10 protein-coding genes are annotated in these 13,380 nt (G+C 31.0%); 7 read left to right on the forward strand and 3 right to left on the reverse strand.

Annotation, left to right across the window (positions count from 1 at the left end; genetic code table 11):
- Positions 1-132: 132 nt before the first annotated feature.
- From eno to FHS04_RS10890, 3 genes are all read left to right on the forward strand, one after another.
- Positions 133-1,425 (forward strand): phosphopyruvate hydratase, encoded by a 1,293-nt coding sequence (gene eno, locus FHS04_RS10880; RefSeq protein WP_106676763.1) that lies wholly within the window; start codon positions 133-135, stop codon positions 1,423-1,425.
- Between the two features lie 174 nt (positions 1,426-1,599).
- Positions 1,600-2,886: a citrate synthase gene (locus FHS04_RS10885; protein ID WP_106676765.1), complete on the forward strand. Its 1,287-nt coding sequence runs from the start codon at positions 1,600-1,602 to the stop codon at positions 2,884-2,886.
- A 64-nt stretch (positions 2,887-2,950) separates the two neighbouring features.
- Positions 2,951-3,865, forward strand: a complete 915-nt coding sequence (locus FHS04_RS10890; protein WP_106676767.1) for a dimethylarginine dimethylaminohydrolase family protein — start codon at positions 2,951-2,953, stop codon at positions 3,863-3,865.
- A 51-nt stretch (positions 3,866-3,916) separates the two neighbouring features.
- On the opposite strand, the gene FHS04_RS10895 is transcribed toward FHS04_RS10890, so the two are convergent.
- The 3 genes from FHS04_RS10895 to FHS04_RS10905 form a co-directional block, all read right to left on the reverse strand.
- Positions 3,917-6,202, reverse strand: a complete 2,286-nt coding sequence (locus FHS04_RS10895) for a TonB-dependent receptor plug domain-containing protein (protein ID WP_106676769.1) — start codon at positions 6,200-6,202, stop codon at positions 3,917-3,919.
- Positions 6,195-7,088, reverse strand: coding sequence for a FecR family protein (locus FHS04_RS10900; protein ID WP_106676771.1), 894 nt, complete (start codon positions 7,086-7,088; stop codon positions 6,195-6,197). The genes FHS04_RS10895 and FHS04_RS10900 overlap by 8 nt, the downstream gene beginning before the upstream one ends.
- Before the next feature lie 75 nt (positions 7,089-7,163).
- Positions 7,164-7,679, reverse strand: coding sequence for an RNA polymerase sigma factor (locus FHS04_RS10905; protein WP_106676773.1), 516 nt, complete (start codon positions 7,677-7,679; stop codon positions 7,164-7,166).
- Between the two features lie 143 nt (positions 7,680-7,822).
- On the opposite strand from FHS04_RS10905, the gene FHS04_RS10910 reads away from it, so the two are divergent.
- The 4 genes from FHS04_RS10910 (at position 7,823) to FHS04_RS10925 (ending at position 13,380) form a co-directional block, all read left to right on the forward strand.
- Positions 7,823-10,219, forward strand: a complete 2,397-nt coding sequence (locus FHS04_RS10910) for a hypothetical protein (RefSeq protein ID WP_106676775.1) — start codon at positions 7,823-7,825, stop codon at positions 10,217-10,219.
- Between the two features lie 132 nt (positions 10,220-10,351).
- Positions 10,352-11,680, forward strand: a complete 1,329-nt coding sequence (gene ffh / locus FHS04_RS10915; RefSeq protein WP_027880179.1) for a signal recognition particle protein — start codon at positions 10,352-10,354, stop codon at positions 11,678-11,680.
- A 73-nt stretch (positions 11,681-11,753) separates the two neighbouring features.
- The gene (locus FHS04_RS10920) at positions 11,754-12,644 is read left to right on the forward strand and encodes a bifunctional 5,10-methylenetetrahydrofolate dehydrogenase/5,10-methenyltetrahydrofolate cyclohydrolase (RefSeq protein ID WP_027880178.1); all 891 of its coding nucleotides are present in this window, start codon (positions 11,754-11,756) and stop codon (positions 12,642-12,644) included.
- 40 nt (positions 12,645-12,684) lie between these two features.
- Positions 12,685-13,380 carry a YwaF family protein gene (locus FHS04_RS10925; RefSeq protein ID WP_106676778.1) on the forward strand — a complete coding sequence of 232 codons (696 nt, stop codon included), beginning with the start codon at positions 12,685-12,687 and terminating at the stop codon, positions 13,378-13,380.

The raw sequence follows: 13,380 nt of genomic DNA on the forward strand, positions 1-13,380 counted from the left end.
ATATTAAATTTCGTTGCCTTATTTCTTTTACTAAAACGATATAGATTAAATTTTATGTATTTCTCACTTTAAAGCTGTTTATAGTGAGATTTTAAACTTAAATTTGAAGATAATTAACTAAAAATTAAATATATGAGTATTATAATTAATGTTCACGCAAGACAAATTTTTGATTCAAGAGGAAATCCAACAGTAGAAGTAGATGTTGAAACAGAAAACGGGTTTTTAGGTAGAGCAGCAGTTCCTTCTGGTGCTTCAACAGGAGAACATGAAGCGGTAGAGCTTAGAGATGGTGGCGATAAATATATGGGTAAAGGTGTAACTAAAGCAGTAGATAATGTTAATAATATTTTAGCAGAAGAATTGCTTGGTGTTAACGTTTTTGAACAAAACTATATTGACACATTAATGTGTAAAATAGATGGTACACCTAATAAATCTAAATTAGGTGCAAACGCTATTTTAGGTGTGTCTTTAGCAGTAGCAAAAGCAGCAGCAGCAGAATTAGGTATGCCTCTTTACAGATACGTAGGTGGTGTTAGTGCAAACACTTTACCTGTACCAATGATGAATATCATTAACGGTGGATCACATAGTGATGCTCCTATCGCATTTCAAGAGTTTATGGTTATGCCTGTAAAAGCAAAAAACTTTTCACATGCATTACAAATGGGAACAGAAATATTCCATAATCTTAAAAAAGTTTTACACGACAGAAACTTAAGTACAGCAGTAGGAGATGAAGGAGGTTTTGCTCCAACACTAGACGGTACAGAAGATGCATTAGACACAATTGCAAAAGCTGTTAAAAATGCAGGTTATAATTTAGGAGATGATGTAATGATTGCATTAGATTGTGCTGCTGCAGAATTTTATGTAGACGGAAAATACGATTACTCAAAATTTGAAGGCGAAACAGGGAAAGTAAGAACAAGCCAAGAGCAAGCAGACTACTTAGCAGAATTAGCTGGCAAATATCCAATTATTTCTATAGAAGATGGTATGGACGAAAATGATTGGGAAGGTTGGAAGTATTTAACTGAAAAAATTGGAGATAAAGTACAATTAGTTGGTGACGATTTATATGTAACAAATGTAGAACGTTTATCTAGAGGAATTGACCAAGATATAGCCAATTCAATTTTAATTAAAGTAAACCAAATTGGTACTTTAACCGAAACTATTGCAGCTGTAAATATGGCTCATAATGCTGGTTATACTTCAGTAATGTCTCACAGATCAGGAGAAACAGAAGATAACACAATTGCTGATTTAGCAGTTGCATTAAACTGTGGTCAAATTAAAACAGGATCAGCATCTCGAAGTGACCGTATGGCTAAATACAATCAATTACTTCGCATAGAAGAAGAGCTAGGAGATGTAGCTTATTATCCAAAAGAAAAGGCTTTTAAAGTAAATAAATAATTACTTTTCCTCATAAAAACTATAGAAAACTCTCATCTAAAATGATGAGAGTTTTTTTTTGATAATAAATAACTATATCAATATAGCAAAATCCATGTTAATACGCTTTAAAAAACGGCTTAGTTTTCGTACTTTTACAGCACTTATTTTAACTAAATTATACAAATATTATATATGTCAAATACAGCAATTCTAGAGATTAATGGTGAAAAACACGAATTTCCATTAATTGTAGGTACAGAAAATGAAATAGGAATAGATATTAAAACACTTAGAGGTGTAACCGGTGGCGTTACAACAATAGACCCAGGATACAAAAATACTGGTTCTTGCGAAAGTGCTATTACATTTCTAAATGGTGAAGAAGGTGTATTAAGATATAGAGGTTATGCTATAGAAGATCTTGCAGAAAAAGCAGACTTTTTAGAAGTTGCTTACTTACTAATTTTTGGTAATTTACCAACACAAGAGCAGTTAGATAAATTTCATTCAGATATTAAGAAAGAATCTGTAGTAGATGATGATATAAAGAAAATATTAGATGCTTTTCCTAAGACAGCTCATCCTATGGGTGTTTTAGCATCTTTAACAAGTGCTTTAACAGCGTTTAATCCTTCTTCTGTAAATGTAGATTCAGAAGATGATATGTACAATGCTATTGTTAAAATCTTAGGTAAATTTCCTGTGCTTGTAGCTTGGACAATGCGTAAAAAACAAGGATTGCCATTAAATTATGGTAGTGAAGATTTAGGTTACGTAGAAAACATTTTAAAAATGATGTTTGAAAAACCTAACAAACCATATGAGCAAAATGATATTTTAATCAATGCATTAGATAAGTTATTAATCTTACATGCAGACCATGAGCAGAATTGTTCTACATCTACAGTTAGAATTGTAGGTTCTTCTCACGCAGGTTTATTTGCATCTTTATCAGCTGGTATATCTGCACTTTGGGGACCACTTCACGGTGGAGCAAATCAAGCTGTTTTAGAAATGCTAGAAGGAATTAAAGAAGATGGTGGTGATACAAAAAAATACATGGCTAAGGCAAAAGACAAAGAAGACCCTTTCCGTTTAATGGGCTTTGGTCACCGTGTTTATAAAAACTTTGATCCAAGAGCAAAAATCATCAAGAAAGCTGCAGACGAAGTTTTAGGAGACTTAGGTGTAGAGGATCCTGTATTAGATATTGCAAAAGGATTAGCTGAAGAAGCATTAAGCGATGACTACTTTGTAAAACGTAAGTTATATCCAAACGTAGATTTCTATTCAGGAATTATCTATAGAGCAATGGGCATACCTGTAGAAATGTTTACAGTAATGTTTGCTTTAGGACGTTTACCAGGTTGGATTGCACAATGGAGAGAAATGCGTTTACGTAAAGAACCAATTGGACGTCCAAGACAAATTTACATTGGTGAAAACCACAGAGAATTTAAATCTATTAACGAAAGATAGAACTAATATAACTTTTAAAACAAGCTTCATAATTATTTATGAAGCTTTTTTATATATTTAATTTATGCTACAATTAAACGTAAAAAACGAAACATCTCGGCTTCGAGCTGTAGTTTTAGGCACCGCAAAAAATAATGGTCCAACACCAAAAATAGACGAAGCTTACGACCCTAAATCTTTAGAGCATATTAAAGCAGGAACATATCCAGTTGAAGAAGATATGGTAAAAGAAATGGAAGCTGTCGCAAAAGTTTTTGAAAAATATGATGTAAAAGTATTTAGACCAGAAATAATAGAGAATTGTAACCAAATATTTGCTAGAGATATAGCTTTTGTAATAGACGATGTGTTTGTTAAAGCAAATATTCTTCCTGACCGTGAAAACGAATTAGAAGCAGTACAATATGTAATAGATCAAATAGATCCAAATAAAGTAATACGTCCACCAGAAGAAGCTCATATAGAAGGAGGAGATGTCATGCTTTGGAATGACTATATTTTTATTGGCACTTACAGAGGAGAAGATTATTCAGATTATATAGTTGCTAGAACTAATGAAGCAGGTGTAAATTATATCAAAGAAAAATTTCCTCATAAAAAAGTAAAGAGTTTCGACTTAAATAAATCTCAAACTAACCCTTACGATAATGCGTTACATCTCGACTGTTGCTTCCAACCCATAGGAACAGATAAAGCGATCTTACATAAAGAAGGGTTTAGAGATGAAACTGAATTTGAATGGTTACTAAATTTCTTCGGAAAAGAAAACTGTTTTATCATTACTAAAGAAGAAATGTACAATATGAATAGCAACATTTTTTCAATTTCAGAAGATGTTATCATTTCAGAAAAAAACTTTACACGTTTAAATACTTGGCTTAGAGAAAAAGGTTTTACTGTAGAAGAAGTCCCTTACGCAGAAATAGCCAAACAAGAAGGCTTACTACGTTGTAGTACAATGCCATTAATAAGAGATTAAAATTAAAAAAGCACCTAAATTTAGGTGCTTATTTTTTATAGGTATTAAAGACTAAAATCTAATCTTAAAACTTACATTAGGCGTTATTCCCAAAGATTCATTTTCAATTTTTAAAATTTCTCCGTCATTAATAGTATAGTAAGTATTTATAGTATTTTTTTTGTTTAAAATATTCCAGATAGAAGCCCCTAAAATGGCTCTGTTGGTTCCTAAGTTAAACTGATATGTTGCCGAAAAATCTGCTCTTAAATAATCATCTAACCGACTATTGTTTGGAGAGTTATAAATGATAGTGCTATTGTTTGAGTCTTCATAATTTGGTGTTGTAAAAGGTCTACCAGAATGCCAATTTAATCCTAAAGCTAATTTTAAATCATCAAGAGTAAAAGTACCTGCAAAATCAATAACATGAGTAATGTCAAAGTTGTTAGGGAAAGAAGCCCCTTCATTTAAATCCTCAAAAGTGTAATTGTTTTTAGAGTAGCTATAGCTTAACCAAGCTCCAAATTTCTGAAATTGCTTATTTACTAAAAGGTCAACACCTTTAATTTCATAATTACCAATTGCATTTACAAATTGATACTGATTTTGAAAACCTTGACTACGTGTAGTAATACCGTCTACGTGTTTAATAAATGCTTCTGCAGTGACTAGTAATTTATTTTTGTTATATGATAAACCAAAGCTTGCTTGTTTACTTTTTACAACCGGAATTGTTGTGTTGTTTGCTAGTACCCAACGACGTTTTTCTATACCTAAAAAGTCTTTTTGTAAATCTATAATTTGAGTTGTGCTTTGACTTTTATATTCAGCAGAAAGTTCTGCTCTAAAATAATTTAAAAACCTATGGTTTATGTGTAATCTAGGTTCAACTAGATGTAAATTAAATTTTTTAAAATAGTTATCTCTAACTCCTAATCTAACCGAAGTATTTTTATTTTTAGATTGAAATTGAGCTTCTACAAAACCAGAATACGTCCTAATAACACGTTTAATATAACTTTTAAATACAGGGTTATTAACATCTTCTAGGTTACTTATTCCTACTTCTGTAAATTGGAAACCTCCATTAATATTAATACTTGGACTTAAGTTATAATTAACATGTAACTTTAAACCTCCATCAACTACTTCATTTTCCTGAATCAGGCGTTGATTATTTAAAACATCAAAGTTAGTTGCATCCAAGTCGTAATTAGAATAATAGATTTGCGCAAAGGTATTAAGCCTCTTATTCCATTGACGAGAATAAGTTATTCCAGTAGCCATGTTATGTTGTTTTAATTGACTGTTAGAAGTTTCGTTGGTTGTATTAATTGTTGCTTCTTCGTTATAATCTAAAGCATTATAAATATTTAAAAAGTTGAATCTTATTTTATCTTTTTCAGTTAAATCATAAAGAAATTTTACAGCAGTATCATAAAAGTAAAAATGTTCATCTTTAGAAACTGCTGCATCTTCTGTATTAGTCAAATCAGTATCTTGAAAAACTCGATCAAAATAGTTGTTGTAAGTTGGTGTGTCTAAAACATCTGTTACAGATCGTCTTGCTGCAATTTGAATTTCAGTATTTTTGCCTAACGGAATTTTAGCATATCCGTCTGCACTAATCAAATTAAGTCCCATACCAATATTGCTGTCAGAACTTATTTTGTTTGATAGTTGCATATCTACAATGCTTGATGTACCATCGCCATATTTGGCACTACTCCCGTTTTTAATCACAGAAATTTTATGTGTTAATTGCGGATTAAAAGCCGAAATCAATCCAAAAAAATGTCCAGATTGGTACATTTTAATTCCATCATAAAGAAATAGGTTTTGATCATGTGTGCCACCTCTAACATTAATGTTTGATACAGTTTCGTCTACGCTTAAAACACCAGGTAAAGCTTGTATAGTTTGTAACACATCGGCTTCTATTAAACCTGGTAAAATGCCAAATTGTTTTGGTTTTATATTTATGCTTCCGGTGTTGCTTTTAGATATACCAGACGTTAAATAATTTGTAATTGTAACTTCTTCTAACTGTTGTACAGACGTGTCTTCTGTTTTATCATACTTAACTATGGTATAAAATTGTTGATCAATTTTGTTAAACTGAAGATTGGTTTTTAAAGAAATTTCATTTAAAATATGATCTAAAGATTTTTCTGTAGAAATGTCTATTAATATTTTTTTTACATCTTTATCTGCGTAAGAAAAACTTACTTTATGTTTAGCTTCAATTAAGGATAAAACTTCTGTTAAAGGTCGTTTTTGGTTTTGAGAAAAACCATTAAACAAACACAAAAAATATATGATTATATATGAATAAGTTTTAAGCTTGTTACTCACGCTTTAATATTATGGTTTGATTAGATTTTTTGTAAGTAAGTTGTAAAGGTTGAGTTATTGATTTAAGAGCCAAGTCAAGATTATTATGCGTAAATCTACCTGTAAATAATAAGTCGGTATTAATGTTTTTAGCTTCAACTTTTACGTTGTACTGTCTTTCAAACTCGGCAATAACTTCTTTTAAGGGTAAACTTTTAAATGCACTTGTATTAGATAACCATTGTGGTTTGCTATAATCAGTTTTATTATTAATAACCAAATCGTTTAATACTAAAAACGACTCGCCTGGTTTGATTTTGGTTTTGTTATTTTTATAAGTGACTTGTACTAAACCTTCGTAGCAGGTTACTTCAAAAAAGTTATTACGCTGTTTTACATTAAACTCAGTACCTAAAACTGTTACTGTACCAGTTCTAGTGTTTACGTTAAATGAGCTTCCTTTTTCAACATCAAAAAAGGCTTCCCCTTTAAGGGTTATATTTCTGTTGTTTTTCCAGTCGTTTTTGTTAAATGTTATGCTAGATAAAGCATTTAAATTTACTTTGGAATTATCTGGTAAGTCTACAGTAATTTTTTCTGAAAAATCTGTAGTAAAAGTAGTATCCAATGTTGTAGTATAATAATATGCACCAAAACATAAAACTAGGATAGCAGCAATTTTTAATACAGGTTGTAACCAATTGGTGTTGCTCTGTTTTTTTGTTTCTATTTTATGTAGTACCATTTTTAGGGCTTCATCTTCATTAAATTCAGTAGCTTTAAAACCTTTAGAATAGTTAGATAGCTTAGTAAGTGCTTCGTAATCTTCAAGCGCTTTAAAAGCTTCTAACTCTTTAGGAGTTAAACTATTGTCTAGCCATTTTTTTATTAAATATTCTTTTTCCATAAATTTCACTTCAATAATATAACAAGTTGGATTTTAAAATTCCTACCTTCACTTTAATCTTTTTAATTAATAATCTTATAAACCTTCTATTTCTTTTCTTAGTTTTTTTAAAGCTCCATAAATACGTTTTTCTACTGCTTTTGTACTTATGTCTAAAATTTCAGCAATCTCTTTAAAGCGCTTACCTTCTGTACGATTCATCAAGAAAGCAACACGTTCGGCTTCGGTAAGATTTGCAATAGCGTTTTCTAATTTTTTTCGATATTGATTTTCTTCCATTAAAAATTCAGGACTTTCGTTGCTATGCTCTTTCGGTTTATTTTTTTGATGTTTTAAAACTACTTTTTGGTGTGCAACCTCGTTAAGCATTAAGTTATTAGCAATAGTGTAGACGTAACTTTTTGCTTTATTTGGTGGTACTTTTTTACAGTTTTCCCATAGTTTAATAAAAGCGTCTTGAACTTTATCTTGCGGGTTTAATCGTTCTCCAAACTTATAATATAAAAAGTCATGTAAATTTTTAGAATGCTTTTTAAAGAAGACTTTAAATAAATTTTGATTGCAAATATTTTTATGTAACTCTTCAGACATTAGATTGGTTATTAGTAATTTCTCAAAAAAAGAAAAATTTTTTAGAAACCCAAGGTAGGAATTTTTTAAACATATCTGTTTTATAATTGAAGCATGGGAAAAACAAGCTTTGAAAAGAAAATATCAATTAAAAAACTACAATTATGAAATCGACCATTATTTTTTTTAAACTAAAACACTTTGTTTACTTGTCGTTTTTAGCATTAATGCTAACAATGTCTTGTCAAAACGAAGAAACTGAAATTATCAATCCTTCAAATGAAGATATAATTGAAGGCGACTCAACAGCTGCTAACTTAATGTTAAGAATGGCCTCTAATGATGGTTCTGAAGATAATATAATAGATTATGCCAACTGTTTAGAAGTTGTGTTGCCTGTAACTGTTACAGCAAATGGTGTTACAATTACAATACAAAGTGTAGCAGATTATAGTCAATTAGAAAATATTTTAGATGCTTTTACTAATGATGATGATCAGGTAAATATTACATTTCCAATTACTGTGACTTTAAACGATTATACAGAAATTCAAATTACTAGTCAGCAAGAATTAGAAGAGTTAATTGACGATTGTTTAGGAGAAAACGAAGATGATGATGATATAGAATGTATTGACTTTGTGTATCCAGTATCCTTTTCAATCTATAATACAGATTTTCAGGTTATCAATACAGTGACAATAAATACCGATGAAGCTTTATATAACTTTTTAGAAGATTTAGACGGACCAACTTTAGCAAGTTTAGACTTTCCTGTAACATTAATAACCGCTTCAGGAAACACTGTAATTGTAAATAATAACCAAGAATTAGAAGTAGCAATTAGCGATGCAGATGGTACATGCGACGAAGATGATGATTACGATTGGAATGACGATGACAATAACTGTACAGACGAAAATGTAGAACTAAACCTAAAAGAATGTTTATGGGATATTTCAAACTATAACAATTCTAATGTATTTAGCGATTATTACATAGATTTTGATACTAATTATCAATTTTCTGTTTTAAACGATGCTGGTAATATAATTCATGATGGTAGTTGGTCAGTAACTCAGGACGGAGCAATCATAACTTTAAATTTTACAACAGATTGGGAAGACTTAGCAGGAGATTGGATAATTGTTAATTGTGATGATGAAGACGAGTACAATTTAGATAACGGTCAAATCACAATGCAAATAGAACAAGACTGTACTGTTAGCAATAATCCATTAGGTTGTTTAGAAGCTAATGATATTGTAAAGTGCGACGAAAACAATGATGGACTAGAAACGTTCAATCTTTATGAAGGTTTAAGTGATATTGATGGTTGTACAATATCAAGTCCCGTACAAGTAAGCTTTCATGAAACTATAGTAGATGCAGAAACTAATGTTAATGCTATACCAAATGTAACCGCATATAGTAATATTTCAAGTCCTCAAACTATTTATGTAAGAATAGAAGTGCTAAATAATCCAAGTCAATTTGAAATTTTAGAACTAGGCTTAATCTTAGAAGATTGTAGTTTAAATTGCACAGAATCAGATGTAAACTCATATTTACAAACCTGTGTGTGGAATGTTGTAAACCTTAACGGAAGCGACAATTTATTAAACTTCAATTTAACTTTTGAAGACAACGGAAACCTTGCAATAACAGATACAAGTGATGGTAATACTTACTCAGGAGATTGGAGTGTAATAGATGTAGCAGGAGATATCGTTTTAGAATTAACTAATGTTGCAGGTCCAAATATTCAAGCCATTACAGATTATTGGAAGGTAATAGATTGTGATTCTGATCGATTAGAATTTATCAATGGTAACAACGAAACTATGGTTTTAGAACAATTACCATGTTACACAGAAGCAGATTTATTTAATACAATAACCGAGTGCGATTGGACAGTATATAGCTACATTAATGCAGGTGTAGACCAAACTAGTACATATGCTGGACAAACATTCACTTTTAATGAAAATGAATTTGTTTATGCAGTAGAAGGAGAAACTATTAACTACGGAAGTTTGTCTGCAGAAAATACAGCTAGCGATCAATTAGTAGTGTTATTTGCAATGCAAGGTACATCTTCAGGGTTAGGTGGCTACTATACAGTAACAAGCATTACTGATAATTATATTATTTTCTCTGCAGATGGTACGACTTTAAAGTTAGAAAAAGAATGTAATAACACCACAGATGGAGATGTTGATCAGATACAAAACTGGTTATATGATGGTGTTTGGCAAATTACATACTCTACTATGGAAGGCGTAGATAACACATCAGATTACTCAGGGATAACTTTTAATTTTTCTGCAGGAGCAAACATTCAAGCAAACAATGCAGGTACTATAACTAATTTACAAGGCGAAGTGGTTAGAGACGAAAACAGTAATTTAAGGTACGTAATTAACTACTTAGGGATTTTTCCTTACTGGCAAATGGATGACGATTGGTATATTACAGAAGTTAATAGTAATAGACTAGAATTGCATCATGTTAACGATGATAATAACAACGAATTTGTTTTTGTTATTGAAAAAATGTAAATCCAAATTATAAATTATATGAAAGGCTGTCTTAAAAAAGGCAGTCTTTTTTTATTCAATTAAATCACATTAAGACTTTACAAATACGCTACAAATTGCTATTTTTGTGCTTCTTAAAAAAATAGGAAAATTATGTTTAATAATTTAAGTGAAAAGTTAGATAAAGCATTACACGTATTAAAAGGTCACGGTAGCATTACAGAAGTAAACGTTGCAGAGACTTTAAAAGAAGTAAGACGTGCGCTTTTAGATGCCGATGTTAACTATAAAATTGCTAAAGATTTTACTAAAACAGTAAAAGAAAAAGCACTTGGTCAAGACGTATTAACAACGTTACAACCAGGACAGTTAATGGTTAAAATCGTTAAAGACGAGTTAACCGAACTTATGGGTGGTGATGCAGAAGGTATTAACATGTCTGGTGCGCCAACTGTAATTTTAATGTCAGGTTTACAAGGTTCTGGTAAAACAACCTTTTCGGGTAAACTAGCTAATTACTTAAAAAACAAAAAAACAAAAAAACCTTTATTAGTCGCTTGTGACGTGTATCGTCCAGCAGCGGTAGATCAATTACACGTAGTTGGTGATCAAATAAAGGTAGATGTTTATAGTGATAAAGGTAACACAGATCCAGTAGCAATTGCTCAAGCAGGTATTGCGCATGCAAAAGCAAATGGACATAATGTGGTAATTATAGATACCGCAGGTCGTTTAGCTGTAGATGAAGCGATGATGACCGAAATCTCTAACATCCATAAAGCTATACAACCACAAGAAACACTATTTGTTGTAGACTCTATGACAGGTCAAGATGCTGTTAATACAGCAAAAGCCTTCAACGATGTCTTAAATTTTGATGGTGTAATCTTAACTAAATTAGATGGTGATACACGTGGTGGAGCAGCAATTTCTATTAAATCTGTAGTAAATAAACCAATTAAGTTTATTGGTACAGGTGAAAAAATGGAAGCAATAGATGTCTTCTATCCTTCACGTATGGCAGATCGTATCCTTGGTATGGGTGATGTTGTGTCTTTAGTAGAAAGAGCTCAAGAACAGTTTGATGAGCAAGAAGCAAGAAAATTACAGAAGAAAATAGCTAAAAACCAATTTGGTTTTGACGATTTCTTAAAACAAATCCAGCAAATCAAAAAGATGGGTAACATGAAAGACCTTATCGGAATGATACCAGGAGCTGGAAAAATGATGAAAAATATAGATATAGATGACGATGCTTTTAAAGGTATAGAAGCAATAATTCATTCTATGACTCCAAAAGAACGCGCTAATCCTTCAATTATAAATGCAAGTAGAAAAAAACGTATCGGAAAAGGCTCTGGTACATCTGTTCAAGAAGTCAATCAGTTACTAAAACAGTTTGACCAAATGAGCAAAATGATGAAAATGATGCAAGGTGGCGGCGGAAAACGTATGATGCAAGCAATGAAAAACATGAGGTAACTCATGTTTTTTTGTTTTAAAAACAAACAGTAAAATAAGTTAAATTACCAATATTAAATAACAACAACACAACATGACAATTCTTGACGGAAAAAAGGTAAGTAACGACATAAAAAACGAAATTAAAGCTGAAGTTGATAAGATGAAAGCAAATGGCGAAAAAGTGCCACATCTTGCTGCAGTAATTGTAGGTAATGACGGAGCAAGTTTAACCTACGTAGGAAGTAAAGTAAGAGCTTGCGAACGTGTAGGATTTGAATCTACAATGGTACGTATGTCTAATACAACTAGCGAAATTGAATTACTTGATAAAATAGAAGAGTTAAATGAAAATGATGATATAGACGGATTTATCATTCAATTACCATTACCACCGCAAATAGATACTCAAAAGGTTTTGATGGCTGTTCACCCAGATAAAGATGTAGATGGGTTTCATCCTATGAATTTTGGTAAAATGGCTTTAGATATGTCAACCTTTATTCCTGCAACTCCATTTGGAATATTAGAACTGTTAGATCGTTATCAAGTAGACACAAAAGGTAAGCATACTGTAGTAATTGGGAGGTCGCATATTGTAGGAAGACCGATGAGTATTTTAATGGGACGTAAAGGCTTTCCTGGTAATTCAACTGTTACACTAACTCATAGTCATACTAAAAACATTACACAAATTACAAGTCAAGCAGATATTATTATTTCTGCATTAGGTGTACCAAATTTTTTAAAAGCCGAAATGGTAAAAGACGATGCTGTAATTATTGATGTTGGTATTACACGTGTTCCGGACGAAGAAGCTGCTAAGGGTTATGTTATTACAGGAGATGTAGACTATGAAAATGTAAGTAAAAAAGCAAGTTTTATTACGCCTGTTCCAGGTGGAGTAGGACCAATGACAATTGCAATGCTACTTAAAAACACTTTATTAGCCCGAGAACGACACAGAAAAATAAATAAAAAATAAATGTCTATTTTTAAAACCTGAATTTAATTCAGGTTTTTTTATGCCTTTATCTCAACGTGTTTTATTTGGAAGTTTAGAACATATACTGCCTATTGCTATTGCTGTAATAGCAACAATTGTTTTAATTCGATTTGCATTAAATCAAAATACAATAAACCAAAACAAAATATTTAAATATTTAGGTGTTTTTGTTTCTGGCTTTATAGCAGTGTTTCATTTATATCAGATTTGCTTTGGATATTATGATGTTACTTCAGACTTACCTTTGTTTCTGTGTAGTTTTATGGCATTATTCATTTTTATTTTTACTACATCAAGAAGGTTCTGGTTGTTTGAGATATTATTGTTTTGGATAATTTTAGGTACATCTCAAGGTGTTATTACACCAGATATAGAAGTTGGTTTTCCTTCTTTTGACTATTTTAGATATTGGATTGTTCACTTAGGGTTACTAACCATTATCAGTTATGCAATTGTAGTTTTAAAGATGAAACCTAAGTTAAAAAGTGTTTTTAAATCCTTTTTTGTATTACAACTGTATATGGTTGTTTTAATGGTTATAAATTACTTTTTAGAAGCTAATTATTCTTATTTAAATAAAAAACCAATCTCGGGATCTGTGTTAGATTATTTAGGAGATTGGCCTTATTATATTATCAAAGTACAGTTAATCTTAGTACCTGCATTTATGTTAATTTATTTTCCTTTTTATATCGTAAGTAGAAAGAAAAACTAA

This window comes from Mesoflavibacter zeaxanthinifaciens subsp. sabulilitoris (assembly GCF_014191595.1).
Taxonomy (GTDB): domain Bacteria; phylum Bacteroidota; class Bacteroidia; order Flavobacteriales; family Flavobacteriaceae; genus Mesoflavibacter; species Mesoflavibacter zeaxanthinifaciens.

Excerpts from the sequence above, each read along its gene's own strand:
- FHS04_RS10910 (WP_106676775.1), top strand. The coding sequence starts at position 7,823 with ATGAAATCGACCATTATTTTTTTTAAACTAAAACACTTTGTTTACTTG.
- eno (WP_106676763.1), top strand. The coding sequence starts at position 133 with ATGAGTATTATAATTAATGTTCACGCAAGACAAATTTTTGATTCAAGA.
- FHS04_RS10900 (WP_106676771.1), bottom strand. The coding sequence starts at position 7,088 with ATGGAAAAAGAATATTTAATAAAAAAATGGCTAGACAATAGTTTAACT.
- FHS04_RS10925 (WP_106676778.1), top strand. The coding sequence starts at position 12,685 with ATGCCTTTATCTCAACGTGTTTTATTTGGAAGTTTAGAACATATACTG.
- FHS04_RS10885 (WP_106676765.1), top strand. The coding sequence starts at position 1,600 with ATGTCAAATACAGCAATTCTAGAGATTAATGGTGAAAAACACGAATTT.
- ffh (WP_027880179.1), top strand. The coding sequence starts at position 10,352 with ATGTTTAATAATTTAAGTGAAAAGTTAGATAAAGCATTACACGTATTA.
- FHS04_RS10905 (WP_106676773.1), bottom strand. The coding sequence starts at position 7,679 with ATGTCTGAAGAGTTACATAAAAATATTTGCAATCAAAATTTATTTAAA.
- FHS04_RS10920 (WP_027880178.1), top strand. The coding sequence starts at position 11,754 with ATGACAATTCTTGACGGAAAAAAGGTAAGTAACGACATAAAAAACGAA.
- FHS04_RS10890 (WP_106676767.1), top strand. The coding sequence starts at position 2,951 with ATGCTACAATTAAACGTAAAAAACGAAACATCTCGGCTTCGAGCTGTA.